We start from the raw sequence: 17547 nt of genomic DNA, 5'->3' as shown, positions 1-17547 counted from the left end.
GGCGCGCCGTCGCTCGCGGCATGGATCGGTCGACCAGACAAGGGTAATGGCGGATCGTGGCGAACCTGGAACAGCAGCTTGGCGAAGGCATAGGTTTCGGGCCCTTCCGCCTGTCTCCGGGCGAGCGGCTGCTGACGAAGCGCGGCAAGGCGGTCGAGATCGGCGGACGCTCGTTCGATCTGCTCGTCGTGCTGACCGAGCAGCCTGGTCGCGTCTTGTCCAAGCGCGAGTTGCTCAAGCGCGTCTGGTCGGACGTAGTGGTGGAAGACGGCAGCCTGCGCTGGCACATGGCAAGCCTGCGCAAGCTGCTCGGCGATGGTGTCGACGGCGCGCGCTACATCGCGACCCAGGTCGGCGTCGGCTACGCTTTCGTCGCGCCGATCGAGCGGCAAGGCGACACGGCATCGCCGCGCCTGACCGACGGAGAATCGAGACCCGCTGGCGGCACCAATCTGCCTGCCCACCTGCCCCACCTGATCGGGCGTGAGCGCGACGTTGCCTTCCTGACGGAACGCATCGCCGATACGTCGCTCTTCTCGATCATCGGCCCGGCGGGCGTCGGCAAGACCTCGCTCGCGATCGAGGTCGGGCGCCAATTGGCCGGCAAATTCGACAACCAGGTCGCGTTCGTCGACTTCAGCATGATCGAGAATCCGGCAGTGGTCCCCTCGATGATCGCCGGTGCCATGGGGATCGCGGTGCAGAGCGAGGACCCGCTCGCGGTGATCCTCGGCCATATCCGCGATCGGGCCTTCCTGCTCATCCTCGACAATTGCGAGCACGTCATCGAGCCGGTCGCCAGCGTCGTCGAGCAGATCGTCGAGACAGCGCGCCAGACACGCGTGCTGGCCACCTCGCGCGAGCCGCTGCGGGTACGCGGCGAACATGTGCTGCGCCTCGATGCGCTCGGCTATCCCGAGGAATTGTCGGGGCTGACGCGCGACCAGCTCCTGGCCTTTCCCGCGGTCCAGCTCTTCTGCGAACGCGCCACCGCCGCCGACAGCGCGCTCGTCATCGACGAGGACGCCGCCCGGCTGATCGCCGAGATGTGTCAGCGTCTCGGCGGGATGGCGCTGCCGATCGAGCTCGCCGCGATGCGCGTCGCGACGCACGGCCTGGCTGCCACCGCACGCCAATTGGGCGAGCGGTTCAGTCTCGGCTGGGCGGGCCGGCGGACTGCGCAACCTCGCCAACAGACGCTGCAGGCAGCGCTCGACTGGAGCTATGATCTGCTCTCCGACGTCGAGCGCACCGTATTTGAAAGTCTATCGGTGTTCGTCGGCCCTTTCTCGATCGACGCTGCGCTGGAGGTAATCGCGGATGTCGGAATCGGATCGGACGAGATCGCCGCCGCGCTCGACTCGCTAACCTCCAAGTCGCTGGTCGCGCCCGATCGTTCGCGGCGCACCGACACCTATCGGCTGCTCGAAATGACCCGCGCCTATGCCCGGACCAAGCTGTCGGAGCGTGGGGCGGAGAGACAAAGCGCGGTCGCTCGCCGCCACGCCGCCTTCTTCCTCGCCGAACTCGAGGCGGCGGAGGAGGAAGACGAAGGCATGCTGCAGGACACCAAGCCCTTGCGGCAGCAACTCGGCAACATCCGCAGCGCGCTCGACTGGAGCTTCGGAAGCAGCGGCGACCTCAGGATCGCCGTGCGGCTGGCCGCCGCCAGCGCGCCTGTCTTCCTCAATCTTTCGCACTTGATCGAGTGCCGCACCTGGTGCGCCCGCGCCCTTGCCGGGATCGACGAGGCGCAGCGCGACACCGGACTGGAACTGGAGCTCCAGGCGGCGCTCGGCATCACCTTGATGTTCACCCGAGGCAATAGCGAGGCGGCGGGAGACGCGCTCGGCCGTGCGCTCGAGATCGCGACCGCGCTCGACGACAAATGGAACCAGCTGCGCCTGCTCGGCCGCCTGCACATCTTCCATGAGCGGATCGGCGAATATACGGCCGCGCTACGCTATGCCGAGCAGGCAGTGGAAGTCGCCGAGATGATCGCCATGCCCGAGGCGATCGGCGTAGCCTATTCGCTTTCGGGCATCTCACACCATCTCGCGGGCGACCAGAAGCGGGCTCGGCACGACCTCGAACTTTCGCTGAGCAAGAGCCCCGCCTCGGCACGCAGCCGGACCATCCATTATGGCTTCGATCACCGGAATCGCTCCGGTATCGCCCTCGCGCGGACCTTATGGCTCTGCGGACATGCCGACCAGGCCCGACGGCTCGCACGGGATGTCGTGCGCGAGGCAGCCGGCCTCGATCATTCGGTCACCCACTGCATCGCGCTGATCTGGTCGTTGTCGATCTCTCTGTGGATGGAGGACTTTGCTGTAGCTGAGGAGGATCTCGCGACATTCACCCAATGCGCCGAGGTCAATGCGCTCGGTCCTTATATTATTGCCGCGGTGGGCCTTCGCGGCGAGCTGGAGATCCAGCGCGGTCGCACCGGGGACGCGCTGGGCGCGGTCGAGGAAAGCCTCTCCCGGCTCCGCGCGGCGCGCTACGAATTGCTCACCACGCCATTCTCGATCGCTCTGGTGAAAGGCCTCATTCTGGACTCACGGCTCGACGAAGCGCGGGACCTCGTTGCCACTACCCTCGCCAATTGCGATGCGAATGGCGAGCGGTTCGCGGTGCCGGAACTGCTTCGCCTCAAAGCCGAGGTCGTGCGACTTAGCGAAGGAGCGCCCGACGCCAGCATCGTATTGCTCGAAGAGGCGCTCACGCTGAGCCGTGCGCAGGGCGCCCGCGCCTGGGAACTCAAGATTGCGATCGATCTCGCCAAGGCGCTCACTGCGGAGCAGAAAATGGAAGAAGCGACCGCCCTGCTCGAAGCCGTTTGGCCGGATTCGTTACCCGGAGCACTGTCAGGTTGATGGGGGCAGGCGATAGCGGGCGCGTATGAGCATAGATCAAGAGCGCCATCCCCTTAGTCTCAATCCTCGTCCGAGGTGCCCCTGATGTCATGTACGTGCGATTTCTGCTTGGTCCCGAAGCACCGAGGACTGCTCGCCGTGCGGCGCACCGGCGGAGGCTCGCAAGTCAGGCAGCCGTTCTCAAAAGCTGCGTTCCATCGCCCAGAGAGCGGTTCGCTTTAGACTGACAGCACCGCCAACCGCCTCTGGCATCAGGCACCAGATAGGAATTGTGCTGCCAGACCGACAATGCCGTTTATGCGTAGCTTTCCGGCGAGGGGCGCTGACCTCGACCCTTATTCTCTCGCATCGATGTCACCAATCTCCTGAAAGAGCTGATGAATTCGTTCCAGATAGGCATCAGCGAAATTGAAATGAGCAATGGTCACTTCTCGATTGACCGCCTGCTTCGCTTGCCTGATCTCCGTTCTGACGCGCTGCAGATAGTATCTGATGTTATCGGGCATGGCGCATGCTCGCTTCGTTGATAGGCCCGGCAAAGCAGGGTGCCAGCGGGTAACGCTTCAACCGACCAAGCTGGGCAAACCGTCTCGTGTTCAATTCAGGTCGCCGGCACCGCGACAGGGTTGTTGCTGCCTTTCAGCAGGACGACGAGGAACTTCGCGGGCTTGGTCCGGCTGGCGTTACGGCCGATCGTATGCACGTCGGTGGGGCCTTCGTAGAAGGTTTGCCCCGGCGTGAGCGTGACGGTCTTGCCCCCGCGCACACCCATCACGATCGAGCCCTCGAGCACGTAGACGAAAGCGTGCGCATTGTGACGATGCACGGGATCGACGGCACCCGGCGGATAGACGACCGTAAGCACCAGCGCTTCTTTGCCGGGATAGTCGGCAAGTGCTTTGGTCATCAACTCGGTGACGATCGCTGCGGGTGGGGTCGGCTTCGCCGGAGCGGCGCTCGCGGTGAGCGCCAGTAGCAGCAGGGGAGCGGAATATCTGAAAATGGTCATCGTGCTATCCTCGTTGCTCGCCCTGCGGGAATGATCTTGTCCGTGCTTCCCGCACAGCGTTGAGACGAGTGATAGATCGCCTGGAAACGCGTCTTGTCGCTATCGTCCGGATGGATGCTGGCACCTCGCGAAATGACAGGCGAACCTGACCCTTGGTGCAGGCTCGATGGCGCTATCTACTCCCCGCCGATCATTCGAGAACGATCAAGCCAGCGGTGTTATTGCCGGCGTCGCCCGGGCGAGCTTTTCGAGCTCGGGGCGCGAGGGCGCGAAAAATGTCGTGCCGGTCTGCGGCGTCGAGAAATCCAGCAACCGATCATAGGCGCCGGGAGGATCGCCGATATACATGCGACGCAACATGAATTCGATTACCCAGAGAAAGCGGGAATAGCCGATGAAGTAGGTCCCAAACTCCTTTCGGCCCGGCTGGCCAAACGGCATGTTGTCGCGCAGGATATCGTGCTCGGTGCCTGCTGCATCGACAATGGTCGTCAGCGACTTGTGTGACTTGCGAGGGGCGTCGTCGTCGTCGATCTCGACATTGTCGATCTTCCTTCGACCGATGATCTCCTCCTGCTGTTGGGTAGAAATTCCGCTCCACGCGCCGAGATCGTGCAGATATTTCTGTACCACGATGTAGCTGCCGCCCGCGAAGTCGGGATCTTCCGACCCTATCAGCGCGGACGCCGGCAGATCGAGCCCCGTTGGGTTGGCGGTGCCATCGACAAAACCGAGCAAGTCGCGCGCGTCGAAATACCGAAAACCTGATACCTCATCGATAACAGTGACGGCATCGCCAAGAGCTTCGAGCAAGAGGCGTTCGAACTCGAAGCACATGTCGGCACGTTCGGCGCGAATATGGAAGAGCATGTCTCCTGGCGTCGCCGGGGCCGTGTGTACCGGGCCATCGATCGGTTCAAAAGGCTTCAGCTCCTTTGGCCGCTTGCCAGGCTGAAGACGATCCCACAAATCGCTGCCGATCCCGGCGATGCACGATAGCCGGCCGGAGAGATCGCGAAAGCCAACGGTCTTGACGAGATCACCGAGCCCGCCAAGGGCCGAGCACACCGTCGCGAGGGGCCCCTGCCCGCTCGCGACGGTTACCACCAGGAAGATCGCCGAAGACGATAGCGGGGCGTCGATGCTTTGCGCATCGATCGGTACCCGGTCCCAATTATCCCCCGCCATCGTCATTCACCTCTCGAAGTGAGTTGGTTGTCCGTCAGCGGGTACCGCTTGCCGGTCAGGTTATGGTGATCGCGGGCGGTGGCGCAATATCGCCTCGCTCCCCGAGCGATCCTCATTGAGCCGTCGCTGCATCCTCGATCAGCGAGGCGACCTTGCCCGGCTGCGAGATCATCAGCGCATGTGATGCTCCCTCGACGACCACCGTTTTCTTTGCCTTCGCCCGCTCGGCCATGAACTTCATCACCGCGGCGGGAATGTTCTGATCGGCAGACCCGTAGATCATGTAAGACGGGATCGTCTTCCACGAGGCGACGCCGGATGGCTCGCCCAAGGCGGACAGTGTGATCGGGCGCTGCGTGAGTGCCATCGTATCCGCCTGTGCGGACGGTACATCGGCGGCAAACTGGGCGTGGAACTTGCCGATTTGGATATAGAGATCCTCATCGCCGTCGGGCAGCGCGACCGGCATCAGGGCATTTCCCAACGTGCTGCCGGGGAATTTCGCCGATAGGGTAAGGCTGGATTCCCCCGTATCCGGTGCGAACCCAGCAACATAGACCAGCGCCTTGACGTTGCCATTTCCATTGGCCGCCTCGGTGATCACCGGCCCGCCATAGGAATGGCCGACCAGCACTACCGGTCCATTGATCGAGCGAACGAGCGCGGAAATGGTGACAGCGTCGCTCTTGACGCTGCGGAGCGCGTTGGCGGCGGCGATAACCCGATACCCATCCTTGCTGAGCTTCGCGACGACTGCATTCCAGCCGGACGAATCCGCGAACGCGCCATGTACGAGGACGACCGTGGGCTTCTCCTGTCCGGCCTTGGCTTGAGCAGCCCCCGGGCCGGGATGAAGCAGGGTCGCGGCGACAATCAGGCCGCCAAGATTCTTGAGCATATATCCTCCTTGAACGGCCAGAAATGGCCATGGAAATCAGATGCTCCGGGCGGTTTTTGGAACCAATCGGACGAACGTATCGGCGACTAGTCCTTTGGGTAGGCTGGGGTACGCCGGGGGTATGGATAAACCTGCCAGCCTCAATGGGACGGGCTCGACACCCATTCCGGTTGCAGGCTCTGGCGCAACCAGTCGTCGAACGTTCCTCGAGCGATAAGTGCATCCGGCCCGGGAAGCAGGGATCGTTCGCCAAGCTCCGCGCCAAAGTAGCGAGCATGAATATCGGCGACGATCTGCCGGCCATCTTCGTGAGCCGTGGCGATGTCAGTCGCGACCTCGTCAAGACGCAGCAACTCGGGCCCCGCGACCTCCACCGTGGCGTTGAGCGCAATGCCCAATACCACCTCAGCAAGGGCATCGGCGACGTCGTCACCGGCAATTGGCTGCACCAACGCAGGAGATATCGCGATCTCGGTGTCGGTGCCGGCCTGCACCACGGCGCTGATGAACTCGAAGAACTGCGTCGAGCGGACAATGGTGAAGGGAATCCGCGACGCCTTGATCAGGTCTTCCTGGGTTTTCTTCGCGCGGAAATAATCGCTATCCGCCAGGCGATCGACGCCGACGATCGAGAGCGCGATATGGTGCCGGACGCCCGCTTCTCGGCCGGCTCGCAGGAGATTACGGGTCGAGGTCTCGAAGAATTGCAGCGCATTGTCGCCCTCCAGCGAGGGCACGTTCGAAACATCGACCACCGTGTCCGCGCCGATCAGCGCGTCCGCCAATCCCGTGCCGGTAACCGTATCGACGCCAGTGGTCGGAGAGGCCGGAAGCACCCAATAGTTCCGCCGGCGCAAATTCCTGACCAGTCTCGAGCCGATGCGGCCGTCACCGCCGATCACGACGATCTTCATAATCTGAGGCTTTCTTCGGCAAGGGCCCGGCGAACTGTCTCCCGCTCCGCCACGCGTTCGAAATAGCCGTGCATTTCGGGCGATATCCGCACGCCGAACGCCTTGGCCCAGCGCAGCATGACGAACAGATAGGCGTCCGCCACCGTAAAGCGCGGTCCGAACAGATAGAGTTCGTTGATCTGGTTTTCGACAAGATCGAGCCGCTGCGCGACCACCTCGCCGGCAGCGGCTTTCGCCGCATCATTCGCGTCATGGTAATAGGGTTTGAACGCGGCATGCAATTCGGTCGACAGCCAGGAAAGGATTTCGACCAGGCGAGTGCGACCGAGCGGCCCGCCCGGCGTGAGCTCGGGATCGCGATCCGCGAGAAGCGCCAGGATCGCTACGTTCTCGGTCACCGCGTTGCCGTCGTCGAGCACGAGCATGGGCACATAGCCCTTGGGATTGATGGCCGAATAATCGTAGCCGCTCTCGGTGATCTTCGAGTTGAGATCGACCCGTTCGAATTCGGCGGGAAGCCCCGCTTCATGGAGCGAAATGCGCACCGAAAGGCTGCATGCTCCGGGGGAATAATAGAGTTTCATTGGTCTCGTTCCTCTGAAGTGGGTTGGGTCCGAATGACTGAGCTGGTCCCGCCGGCGCCGGCTGCCGGCAACCGCAAGGCCATGGTGGTGCCAAGGCCCGGTTCACTATCGATGGTGATCTCGCCGCCAGCGTCGCGGACGAAGCGTTCGACCATCGGCAAGCCAATGCCCCCGAGCCCGTCAGCCTTGGTGGTGAAGAACGGATCGAAGATGCGTGCGATCGTCGCTGCCGACATGCCGACGCCGTTGTCGACGACGCGTATTTCGACCGCGGTCGACTGCTGATCGCTCCGTATCGATCGCGCGGCGATCACGATGAAACCACCACCGGCAACGGCATCGCGCGCGTTGAACACGAGGTTCAGGAGCGCCCGGCGCAATCCGATCGGATCGCAGCGCAGATCGGGCAGCCCCGGCTCGATGTCGGTTTCGAGGATCAGGCCAGGCTCGTCCATCGCGATGATCAGCGCCGCTACGTCCGAAAGGCAAGTCGCGACGTCGCTACGCTCGCCGGGAATCGCGCGGTCGCGGACAACCTCGATATTCTGTCGAACGAGTGCGCCGGCATGTTCCAGGCAGCTTCTCGCGCGGTGCAGGATCGGCCCCGAGCGCGGCGCGGGCATGTCCGGCGCCCTAGCTAATATGTTGATGGCCGAATAGGCGATCTGGATAAGATTCCCGAGATCGTGGATCAGCCCGGCGGCAGCAACCATTGAGCCGTCATGGAGGCCGCCCGACGTCACTCGACCGGCTTCGTCGAGGATCGTGACATCTTCCACGCCGTACGCACCGGGGACGGGTCGGAATTTCATGAGTCCTGCCCTTTGCAAAATAGGATGCGAGGCACGCTCGGAAGGGGGACGCGTGCCTCGCATCCACCGGTGGTCAGGCGGCTGCTGCCACCGGCTCTTCGACCGCATCCGCGGGTGCGGTCGATTGGCGACCTATCGCCGCGGCGGCGGAACGTTGGCCAGCCACCAATCGAACCTGGTCGAGCCGAGCTTTGCGTTCGGTCCGGGAACCAGCGTCCGCTCGCTCACCTTCACGCCGAAATAGGGCGCATCGGGATCGGCGATCACCTTGCGCGGGTCGCCGTCATGGGCGAGCGCCATACGAACCGGCTCGTCCAGCGTGAAGGTGTCCGGTCCGGCGATCTCGATCGTATCGTTCGCGGGCTGGCCCATTGCCGCCTCGGCAATGGCGCTCGCCACGTCCTCCGCCGCCATCGGCTGGAAGAGAACGGGCGGCAGATGCACGTCATCGCCCTGCATCGAGAATCCTGCGATCGAGCGGACGAACTCGAAGAACTGGGTGGCGTGGATCAGCGTGTAGGGGATCGGCGAGCTCTTGATCATCTCTTCCTGGGCGAGCTTGGCGCGGAAATAGCCGCTGTCCTGCAAGCGCTCGGTGCCGACCACGGAAAGCGCGACATGATGCTTGACGCCGGCCGTAACCTCGGCCGCCTTGAGGTTCTTGCCGGCGGCCTGGAAGAAATCCATTGCCGCCTGATCCTCGAACGACGGCGAGTTGGCGACGTCGACGACGACGTCGGTACCTGCCAGCGCCTCGGCCAGTCCCTCGCCGGTGACGGCATTGACGCCGGTATTGGGGGCAGCCGCGATCGCGTCATGGCCGTGCTGCTTGAGCTTCTCGACAGTCTTGGATCCGATCAGGCCGGTCCCGCCGATAACGACGATCTTCATGCTGTTGCCCTCCGTGGCGACGTGGAATGGCGGCAACATCACGCAGTTGGGCCGCCGCGGCCATCATGCGTACTGCGGTGTGGCACTCGCCATATGGCAGGCGAACCTCGCCCTTGGTGCAGGTCGGACGCACCTTATTGTCGTGTTTCTGGTTAGTGCCAAAGCGGTCGGTGCAGGCGATGCGTCGCTAGGCGAGCGTTTCTCCTCCTCTGGCCTCGATGTGCCTCACCCTGCGTCCAATCGTTCGCCAGCGCGCAGGCTCATAGGCGTGCGGCGCTGAAAGGCGTCCCATGGCGGGCCGCCAGACGCTCATTCAAGGAGACCCGCGGTGCCGATCTTCACCACCAGCGATGGACATGAGATGCACTACAAGGATTGGGGCACGGGCCCGGTGGTTACCCTCTCGCACGGCTGGCCGCTCAGCTCGGACGCCTGGAGCATCCAGATGCAGTTCCTCGCCGAGCAGGGCTATCGCTGCATCGCACATGATCGCCGCGGCCATGGCAAGTCAGCGCAGAGCAGCGCCCGCAACGATATGGACGGCTATGCCGACGACCTGGCCGAATTGTTCGACGCGCTCGACCTGCGGAACATCGTCATGGTCGGCCATTCGACCGGCGGCGGCGAAGTCGCGCGCTATATCGGCCGCCACGGTGCGAAGCGCGTCAAGAAGGCGGTGCTGCTCGGCGCTGTGCCGCCGGTGATGGTGCAAAGCGAGGCCAATCCCGAGGGGCTGCCGATCGCGGTGTTCGACGGCCTGCGTCACGACATCCTCGCCAACCGCTCGCAATTCTACAAGGACTTCGCGATCCCTTTCTATGGCGCCAATCGCGAGGGCGCGAACGTGCCGCAGAGCCTGCTCGACGAGTTCTGGCTGATCAGCATGCAGGCGGGCCTGAAGAACGCCCATGACTGCATCAAGGCATTCAGCGAGACCGACTTCACCGAGGATTTGAAGAAGGTCGACGTGCCTACATTGATCGTCCATGGCGAGGACGACCAGATCGTGCCGATCGCGGACTCTGCCTACAAATCAGCCAAGCTGGTAAAGGGAGCGCAGACGCTCTTCTATCCCGGCCTGCCCCACGGCCTGACCGCCACGCATGCGGACCGGTTCAACGCCGATCTGATCGCATTCCTGCGCAGTTGAGGCGCGCGACGTCCGGCGGTGTCCCCGGCGCCGCCGGACGTTCAGGCGGGAATCGAGGGCAACGAGAAATGGAAACAGGCACCGCCCTGTTCATGGTTCGCCGCCGCGATCGCCCCGCCATGCGCGGCGATGATCGACTGGCAGACCGCCAGGCCGATTCCCATCCCTTCCGCCTTTGTGGTGAAGAAGCCCTCGAACACGCGATCGAGATCCTCGGCAGCGATGCCGGGCCCCGTATCGCGGATCGAGAACCGCACACCCCCCGCGTCATCCGGGCCGGTGGCAAGCTCGATCCGGCCCTTCTCGACGCCCGTCAGGGCCTGGAGGCTGTTGACCAGCAGATTGACCACGACCTGCTGGAGCTGGACGCGGTCACCGAGCACAGGCGGCACGCCGATATCGAGCCGCACCGAGAGCAGGATCGCCCTGGTCTCGACATCGTGGCAAACGAACATCAGCGCCTCCTCGACCACGGCGTTGAAGTCGAGAGGCGCCCGCTCCGGCACATGGCGCGAGGCCATGCCGCGGATACGCTGGACGATCTCGCTGGCATGACGGGCGCTGTCGGCGACGCGCCGGGTGAGCTGCTCCACCTTGGCGAGGTTGGGATCGTCGCGAGACAGCCAGCGCAGGCTCGTCTCGGCGTTCATCGCGATTGCGGCGAGCGGCTGGTTGACCTCGTGCGCGATCGAGCTGGCAAGCTCGCCCAATGTGGAGATGCGCGCGGCGCGGGCATATTCCTCCTGGAGCTGGCGGAGCTGCGCCTCGGTGCGCAGCCTCTCGGTCACATCCTCGAAGGTGAGCAGAGTCACGTCCAGCCGCTCCGGCGGCGTCGGAAAGGTAACGGTGAGTTCGACGTCGAGCAGCCGGCCGTCGAAGGTCTCGAGCTTGATCAACTCGACATGGCTGCGGTGCCCCTGGAAATGAGCGATGACGACGTTGCGCGCGGTTTCGGGCGCCCGGGCGAAGATGAAGGCGACCGGGCCGATCAGATCCTCGACTCCGCTCGTCCCCATCAGCCGCGCAGCACCGCCATTCGCGTCGGTCACGCGCACGATCGCGCAAGCCTGTTCGACCAGCCCGGGACGCGCGTCGAGATGTGCGACGATGTCCGTCACGCCCTCCGCCCGCAGCTGGTAGAAGACAGCGCCCATCGGTCGCGCGTCGACCTGGAGCAGCGCGCCGGGCAGATGGTGGATCAGCCGGCGATAGCGCTGCTCGCTGGCGCGTACCGCCCAGAAAGAACGGTCGTCGGCAAGCTCGCCATCCACCTGCACCCACACCGTGTCGGCCGCGCCCGGCGCGCCCCACACAGTGAGTGTGGAGTCGCGCAGCATGAAGGAATTGACCGCCTGCGTGCGAGCGGCGTGCGCCGGATCGGTGACCACCGCGACGATCAGCGCGGCGACTGTATTCCAGCTTTCCTGAGGGCAGAAATTGGCGACCGGCTGTCCGAGAATGATCTCGCGCGCCGAAGGGGCGCCGACCAGGTCAAGGCTGCGGGTGTTGGCGTCGACGATGCGCGCGCCGTGGAGCAGCGCCGCGACCCAATCCGCCCATTCGCCCCCGGCGGCGACGGTGTCGATCAGCACGCGGACCTGCGACAAGTCAACTCGCCAGCAGGCCGCCTCCGCCGCGTCCTGCACCAAGGCCGGACCGGTCAGCATCGCGGGAGAACCGCCTTCAAGGTATCGAGCAGCGCTTCGTCATCAACCGGCTTGGTGAACCAGCCGGTCGCGCCGCCCTGGAGCGCGCGGGCGCGCAGCACGTCCTCGTCACACGAGGTCACATAGATTACCGGCATTGCCGAACCGCCGGCGCGCAGCCGGCGCTGCAGCTCGATCCCGTCGATCTCGGGCATGCGGACATCGGTGATCACGCAGTCGAAATCGCCACATGCCGCGAGAAAGGGTGCCGCTCCCTCGAAGGTACGCGCAGACAGCCCCTCCACCTGGAGCAGATCGAACAGCGCGTCGCGCACGGCCTCATCGTCATCCACGATCGCGATCACCGATAGTCTGGACAAGCGAAGGGTCCTTCTCGACGCGCAAGCCGCGCCCGCCTCCGGATGTCGCCGAATTTTCAGCGCGTCGGTACCATACCATGGTCTAGGTCCCCTCGTGCCTTAGGTGTTCGGGCAGCAGGTCCCAGGCGCGGATCAGCTCGCCGACCGTATTGGCCACCATCTTGCGCATCACGCTGCTGCGGTGGAGTTTCACCGTGACTTCGCTGATGCCGAGATCGAAGGCGATCTGTTTGTTGAGCCGGCCCTGCGCCACCTGGCGAAGCACCTGTCGTTCGCGCGGGGAAAGCGTGCCGTAGCGATCAGCGTGCAGCTTCGTGACCTGCGCGCCGACGCGCTGGGCGAGGTCGCGCGCTATGCCGAGTGCCACCGCGTCGAGCAGCGACTGATCGCGCACCGGCTTGGTGAGAAAGTCGATCGCGCCGGCCTTCATCGCCTGCACGCTCATCGGGATATCGCCATGCCCGGTCAGGAAGATGATCGGCTTGGCGTTGCCCGCGGCGGCGAGGTGCTGCTGCAGATCGAGCCCGCTCGATCCCGGCATGCGAACGTCGAGCACCAGGCAACCGGGCCGCTCGGGCAACTTCGCCTCGAGCAATTCGCGCGTCGAGCCGAAGCCGGCCGCGTCGATCCCTACCGAGAGCATCAGCTCCTCGATCGACGTGCGGACGGCGGCATCGTCATCGACGATCACCACCAGCGGTCGATCCTGGTCGGCCGGCCGGTTCATCTGCAGTCCCTCGTTCATCATGCGACCTCCGGGCTGGCGTGGCTGGAGACAGGAGAACCTCTCATGACGGGCAACCGGGCATAATCCCGAACCCGGTTAGCCCGGACCTCCCCGTTCCGGGGACCGCGGCTCGAGCCGGATCACGCGGCGACCATAGAGATGCGCGTCGATCGACCAGGCGCCGGGACCGAGCAGCACCAGCGCTACCGCACCACCCGTGCAGCCGACCAGGAACCAGGTGAGATCGTCTCGCGCGCTGCCGATTCCGATCACCAGCACGATGGCGAGCAGCAATGCCGCCGCCCGCGCGCCGAAACCCAATACAAGCGCCAGCGCGATCGCTGCCGCCCCGAGCCCGATCGGCACCGTGATCGCCGGCGCGGGCCATAAACGGGCGAGCGCCGGAAACGCGATCGCGGCATAGGATAGTCGCAGGAGCAACAGCGCGACGCCGAAAAGGCCGTCCGGATAACGTAAGATCAATTTGGGCACCTACCGGCGATAGCCCCTTTGCGGATGCCAGCCAGCCTTCGCTCCGGGGATTTTCCACTCCCCCATTCGGGGGTAGCATCACTGGCGCCTGACGGCGAAGGCCGGGTTGCTTCGGATTTGGCTCAGGAGGGATCCCCGAGGGAGTTGCTGGAACGACAATGCAACTGATCAGGGTCTTTCTTGCTGCGGCGATGCTGCTGCAGCCGGTCGCCAAGGCGGCGGCCAGGCCCGATGCGGGTTCGCCCCGCCTGATGGCGCATTACACCCACCAGCGCTGGAGCGAGGAGAGCGATGCGCCGCGCCCGGTGTTCGCGCTGGCGCAGGATCAGCGCGGCTATCTATGGATCGCCGCCGCGGCGGGGCTTTTCCGCTTCGACGGTATCCGCTTCGAGCCGGTGAGCGCCGACATGGACCTTGTCGCCCAGGGCGCGCCCTCGGCGATCCTCGTCCGGCGCAACGGCGAGGTCTGGACCAATTTCGAGCGTACCGGCCGCTTCGCCGTCTATCGCGACGGCCGGCTGCGGCTGCTCGACGCACCGCCGTCGCCCGATCGCGTGCTGGCGATGCACGAGACTGTCGATGGCACGATCTGGGTGCTGACAGAGAAGATAGGATTGCCCCTGCTGCGATACCGGGCCGGTCGCTGGGCTTCGTTCGGCACGAAAGCAGGCGCACCGCTCGACAATCCATTCAGCATGGTCGTCACCACGGACGGGACTGCCTGGGTCAGCTTTGCCCTGTCGGGCAAGGTCGCAAGAGTGCGCCCCGGCGCCAGCGGGTTCGAGTTCATCCACCACGACGCCGGTGCCCAGGGGCGCTTGTCGCTGGATCCGCAGGAGCGTGTCTGGATCAGCGACATGCACGGCAGCTATCCGCTGACCGGGCCGGGCGGTCGGGGTGCGCCCCCACCCCTTCGCTACCCCTATGCGACCGACGCCGGCGAGATTCGCGGGTGGCCGCGCTTCGATCGCGAGGGAAATCTGTGGATCGCCACTTATTATGGCGGACTGCAACGCGTCACTCGGCCCGATCCCCGCGGCGCCGCGACCAAGGCCGAGGCCACTGCACGAGTGGAGCGATTTACCGCCCGCGACGGCTTGTCGTCAAACGCCACGACCCGGATCTTCCAGGACGCGGAAGGCAATGTCTGGGCCGGCACCCAGAACGGGCTCGACCGGTTCTGGCCGGCGACCCTGCGCTACGAACCCGGGCTTGCCCAGCCCGCCGCATACGGCGACCTGTTGCTGCGCGCATCCGACGGCAGCGTCTATATCGGGGAGGCCGCGACCGTCTATCGCGTACGGCCAAACGCGCGACCGGAGCCGATCTTCCAGAGCCCGGGCAACGAACCGCGTACCTTGTGCGAGGCGCCCGACGGCGCAATCTGGATCGGTCTGAACAACGCAAACGCGCCCGGTCCGAACCCGGGCAAGCCGATCATGATCTGGCGGAACGGCACTATCCGCCCCGGCCCACGCATTCCGCTCGGATATGTCGTCTATGATTGCGCCTTCGACGGGCGGGGCGACTTCTGGGTGACCGCGTGGCACGGCGGTATGGCGCGCCTGCATCAGGGGCGTTGGCAGCAGATCGCCGGCACGCCCGGTCTGCCCTTTGCGCCACGTTCGATGATGACCGACGATCGGGGCCGGATCGTTGTGCATTGGAGCGATCGCGTGCTGAGCCGGCTCGATGGGCTAGCTCGGCAATCCTTTCGGCTTCCGTTCGGCGGATATGCGCCCGACGATATCTCGCTCAACCGCGATATCCCCGGCGCTCTTCTCGTCGCCGGGGAGTTCGGTCTCTCCCGCTTCGACGGCACGGGGTTTCACACCGTCGCGGCACGGCGATTGCCGTTCTTCAGTGGGGTCAACGGCACGGTTCGCACCCCTGCCGGGGACACCTGGCTCGCGAGCCCGGCAGGCATCCTGCGCTTGCGCTCGGCCGATCTCGACCGCGCCTTTGCCGAACCGACCTGGGCACCGCCCATGCAGGTATTCGACGCAGCCGATGGCCTCAGGAGCCGCCCCCATTCGCACAGTCGCAACGCGATCGTGCAGGGTGGCGACGGACGTCTCTGGATCGCCACGCAGACGGGCACGCTGTGGCTCGACCCCAAGGACGTGAAGCGCAGCGTGACCCCGCCCAAGGTCGCGGTCGGCGCGCTCGTCGCCGATCGGATCTATCGCGACCCGAGCAACGTGATGCTCCCAGCGGGCCGCTCCAATATCGAGATCGACTTCGCGGTGCTGAGCTTCTCCAACCCGCGCGCCATCCAGGTCCGTTATCGGATCGAGGGTCAGGACAGTGATTGGGTGGAAGCCGGCACGCGGCGCCAGGCATTCTACACCAACCTCGCTCCCGGCACCTATCGCTTCCGGCTGATCGCGGCGAACGACAATGGCGTGTGGAACGAGACCGGCGCCACGGTCGAGTTCACCATTCCGCCCACCTTCATCCAGTCCAAATACTTCCTCGCTTTGTGCGTCACGATTGTATTGGCGCTGCTGTGGCTGGCCTATCGGCTGCGCATGGCGACGGTCGCGGGCCGGATTCGGGCGCGGCTGGAGGAACGGATGGGCGAACGCGAGCGCATCGCCCGCGAGCTGCACGATACGCTGCTGCAAAGCGTGCAAGGCCTGGTGCTCCGCTTCCAATCGGTCGCCAACAAGATGCCGCCGGAAGGGCCGGCGCGCGGCCAGCTCGACTCCGCGCTCGCTCGCGCCGACGACATCATCGCCGAGGGCCGCGACCGCGTGCAGGACCTGCGCGGTGCCAGCGACAAGGGCGACCTGCCCGAGCTGCTCAAGGAACGTGCTGTGGCGGCCGGCTTCGATCCCGCGATCGGGGTGCGCATCGTGGTCGAAGGCCGGCAGCGCCCGGTCGATCCGCTCGTCGCGGTCGAACTCGGGCGGATCGTCGATGAGGCGCTGTTCAACGTCTGTCGCCATGCCAACGCCAGCGCGGTCGAGATCGTCGTCCGCTTCGGCAATCGCCAGCTCGGCGTGGAGATCCGTGACGATGGGGTGGGCATGCCGTCCGAGGTGGTCGCGCAGGGTCACAAGCCCGGCCATTTCGGCCTTGTCGGGATGCGCGAGCGCGCCGAGCGGATCGGGTGCAGCCTCTCGATCGACAGCCGCACGGGCATGGGCTGCGCAATCACCATGACGCTGCCTGCCCGCCTCGCCTTTGCCGACCACGCGCCCGGCCGGCGCTGGCGGTTTTTGTCCTGGCTTCTCCGCAAGAAGAAGGAACCGAGCCATGCCGCCTGACAAGGGCGCCTCGCCCGTCCGCATCCTGATCGTCGACGATCACCCCATCCTGCGCGAAGGCGTCATCTCGATCCTCGAGGACCGCACCGACATGATCGTGATCGGCGAAGCGCGTGACGGCGCCGAGGCAGTCGCGCGCTACCGCGAGTTGCGGCCCGATGTGACACTGATGGATCTGCAGATGCCGGTCATGAACGGCGTCGACGCGATCACCGCGATCCGTACCGATTTCCCCGATGCGCGCATCCTGGTTCTCACCACCTATGCCGGCGATGTGCAGGCCGTGCGCGCACTCAAGGCCGGGGCGACGGGCTATCTGCTCAAGAGCAGCCTCAGGACCGAGATGCTCGATGCGATCCACAATGTGCATCGCGGCCGCCGCCACGTGCATGGCGATGTCGCCGCCGAGATCGCCATGCACGTGGCCGACGACGATCTGAGCGGGCGCGAAGTCGCGGTGCTGCGCCTCGTCGCCGAAGGCAAAGCGAACAAGGAGATCGGGCACGCCATGTCGCTCTCGGAAGAGACGGTGAAGGCGCATCTCAAGAACATATTCGCCAAACTGGACGTGAGCGATCGCACCCATGCGGTGACGGTCGCCGCGCGGCGCGGGATCATCGAACTCTAGAGTTCGTTTCAGCAAGGCTGAAACGGTGGCGGCGCCGGCCCGCGCCCCCACCCGACCTCCCATAGAATATCCTGATT

16 protein-coding genes are annotated in these 17547 nt (G+C 65.0%); 4 read left to right on the top strand and 12 right to left on the bottom strand.

Annotated elements, in window-relative coordinates; translation table 11 throughout:
- Positions 1–56 precede the first annotated feature (56 nt).
- Positions 57–2879, top strand: coding sequence for an ATP-binding protein (locus tag AC1DSD_RS00080; protein ID WP_478027587.1), 2823 nt, complete (start codon positions 57–59; stop codon positions 2877–2879).
- 335 nt (positions 2880–3214) lie between these two features.
- On the opposite strand, the gene AC1DSD_RS00075 is transcribed toward AC1DSD_RS00080, so the two are convergent.
- The 8 genes from AC1DSD_RS00075 to AC1DSD_RS00040 form a co-directional block, all read right to left on the bottom strand.
- Positions 3215–3385, bottom strand: a complete 171-nt coding sequence (locus tag AC1DSD_RS00075) for a hypothetical protein (RefSeq protein WP_478027586.1) — start codon at positions 3383–3385, stop codon at positions 3215–3217.
- A gap of 95 nt (positions 3386–3480) precedes the next feature.
- A complete protein-coding gene (locus AC1DSD_RS00070; RefSeq protein ID WP_478027585.1) occupies positions 3481–3888 on the bottom strand; it encodes a cupin domain-containing protein in 408 nt (135 codons plus the stop codon).
- Between the two features lie 204 nt (positions 3889–4092).
- Positions 4093–5082 carry a Dyp-type peroxidase gene (locus AC1DSD_RS00065; RefSeq protein ID WP_478027584.1) on the bottom strand — a complete coding sequence of 330 codons (990 nt, stop codon included), beginning with the start codon at positions 5080–5082 and terminating at the stop codon, positions 4093–4095.
- Between the two features lie 106 nt (positions 5083–5188).
- Complete coding sequence (locus tag AC1DSD_RS00060) at positions 5189–5974, bottom strand: alpha/beta fold hydrolase (protein ID WP_478027583.1); 786 nt, start codon at positions 5972–5974, stop codon at positions 5189–5191.
- Between the two features lie 140 nt (positions 5975–6114).
- A complete protein-coding gene (locus AC1DSD_RS00055; RefSeq protein ID WP_478027582.1) occupies positions 6115–6888 on the bottom strand; it encodes an SDR family oxidoreductase in 774 nt (257 codons plus the stop codon).
- On the bottom strand, positions 6885–7433 hold the full coding sequence (locus AC1DSD_RS00050; protein WP_478027581.1) for a glutathione binding-like protein: 549 nt from the start codon (positions 7431–7433) through the stop codon (positions 6885–6887). Before AC1DSD_RS00050 ends, AC1DSD_RS00055 begins: the two co-directional genes overlap by 4 nt.
- A 35-nt stretch (positions 7434–7468) precedes the next feature.
- Positions 7469–8284, bottom strand: coding sequence for a sensor histidine kinase (locus AC1DSD_RS00045; protein WP_478027580.1), 816 nt, complete (start codon positions 8282–8284; stop codon positions 7469–7471).
- A gap of 132 nt (positions 8285–8416) precedes the next feature.
- Positions 8417–9175 carry an SDR family oxidoreductase gene (locus AC1DSD_RS00040; RefSeq protein ID WP_478027579.1) on the bottom strand — a complete coding sequence of 253 codons (759 nt, stop codon included), beginning with the start codon at positions 9173–9175 and terminating at the stop codon, positions 8417–8419.
- 328 nt (positions 9176–9503) lie between these two features.
- On the opposite strand from AC1DSD_RS00040, the gene AC1DSD_RS00035 reads away from it, so the two are divergent.
- Positions 9504–10325 carry an alpha/beta fold hydrolase gene (locus AC1DSD_RS00035; RefSeq protein ID WP_478027578.1) on the top strand — a complete coding sequence of 274 codons (822 nt, stop codon included), beginning with the start codon at positions 9504–9506 and terminating at the stop codon, positions 10323–10325.
- 41 nt (positions 10326–10366) lie between these two features.
- Here the strand turns inward: AC1DSD_RS00035 and AC1DSD_RS00030 are convergent, their stop codons facing one another.
- From AC1DSD_RS00030 to AC1DSD_RS00015, 4 genes are all read right to left on the bottom strand, one after another.
- Positions 10367–11992: a sensor histidine kinase gene (locus AC1DSD_RS00030; protein ID WP_478027577.1), complete on the bottom strand. Its 1626-nt coding sequence runs from the start codon at positions 11990–11992 to the stop codon at positions 10367–10369.
- Positions 11986–12351 carry a response regulator transcription factor gene (locus AC1DSD_RS00025; protein ID WP_478027576.1) on the bottom strand — a complete coding sequence of 122 codons (366 nt, stop codon included), beginning with the start codon at positions 12349–12351 and terminating at the stop codon, positions 11986–11988. The genes AC1DSD_RS00030 and AC1DSD_RS00025 overlap by 7 nt, the downstream gene beginning before the upstream one ends.
- A gap of 82 nt (positions 12352–12433) precedes the next feature.
- A complete protein-coding gene (locus tag AC1DSD_RS00020; RefSeq protein ID WP_478027575.1) occupies positions 12434–13096 on the bottom strand; it encodes a response regulator transcription factor in 663 nt (220 codons plus the stop codon).
- A 78-nt stretch (positions 13097–13174) separates the two neighbouring features.
- A complete protein-coding gene (locus tag AC1DSD_RS00015; protein ID WP_478027574.1) occupies positions 13175–13570 on the bottom strand; it encodes a hypothetical protein in 396 nt (131 codons plus the stop codon).
- 158 nt (positions 13571–13728) lie between these two features.
- Between AC1DSD_RS00015 and AC1DSD_RS00010 the strand changes: the two genes are divergently transcribed.
- Entirely contained in the window at positions 13729–16842 is a 3114-nt protein-coding gene (locus AC1DSD_RS00010) for a sensor histidine kinase (RefSeq protein WP_478027573.1), read from the top strand.
- Positions 16832–17470 carry a response regulator transcription factor gene (locus AC1DSD_RS00005; RefSeq protein WP_478027572.1) on the top strand — a complete coding sequence of 213 codons (639 nt, stop codon included), beginning with the start codon at positions 16832–16834 and terminating at the stop codon, positions 17468–17470. The genes AC1DSD_RS00010 and AC1DSD_RS00005 overlap by 11 nt, the downstream gene beginning before the upstream one ends.
- Positions 17471–17547 lie beyond the last annotated feature (77 nt).

The organism is Sphingomonas sp. P4_D12 (assembly GCF_056401895.1).
This window is presented reverse-complemented; position numbering and strand designations above follow the sequence as displayed.

Excerpts from the sequence above, each read along its gene's own strand:
- AC1DSD_RS00010 (WP_478027573.1), top strand. The coding sequence starts at position 13,729 with ATGCAACTGATCAGGGTCTTTCTTGCTGCGGCGATGCTGCTGCAGCCG.
- AC1DSD_RS00030 (WP_478027577.1), bottom strand. The coding sequence starts at position 11,992 with ATGCTGACCGGTCCGGCCTTGGTGCAGGACGCGGCGGAGGCGGCCTGC.
- AC1DSD_RS00005 (WP_478027572.1), top strand. The coding sequence starts at position 16,832 with ATGCCGCCTGACAAGGGCGCCTCGCCCGTCCGCATCCTGATCGTCGAC.
- AC1DSD_RS00075 (WP_478027586.1), bottom strand. The coding sequence starts at position 3,385 with ATGCCCGATAACATCAGATACTATCTGCAGCGCGTCAGAACGGAGATC.
- AC1DSD_RS00020 (WP_478027575.1), bottom strand. The coding sequence starts at position 13,096 with ATGAACGAGGGACTGCAGATGAACCGGCCGGCCGACCAGGATCGACCG.
- AC1DSD_RS00040 (WP_478027579.1), bottom strand. The coding sequence starts at position 9,175 with ATGAAGATCGTCGTTATCGGCGGGACCGGCCTGATCGGATCCAAGACT.
- AC1DSD_RS00055 (WP_478027582.1), bottom strand. The coding sequence starts at position 6,888 with ATGAAGATCGTCGTGATCGGCGGTGACGGCCGCATCGGCTCGAGACTG.
- AC1DSD_RS00065 (WP_478027584.1), bottom strand. The coding sequence starts at position 5,082 with ATGACGATGGCGGGGGATAATTGGGACCGGGTACCGATCGATGCGCAA.
- AC1DSD_RS00070 (WP_478027585.1), bottom strand. The coding sequence starts at position 3,888 with ATGACCATTTTCAGATATTCCGCTCCCCTGCTGCTACTGGCGCTCACC.
- AC1DSD_RS00060 (WP_478027583.1), bottom strand. The coding sequence starts at position 5,974 with ATGCTCAAGAATCTTGGCGGCCTGATTGTCGCCGCGACCCTGCTTCAT.
- AC1DSD_RS00045 (WP_478027580.1), bottom strand. The coding sequence starts at position 8,284 with ATGAAATTCCGACCCGTCCCCGGTGCGTACGGCGTGGAAGATGTCACG.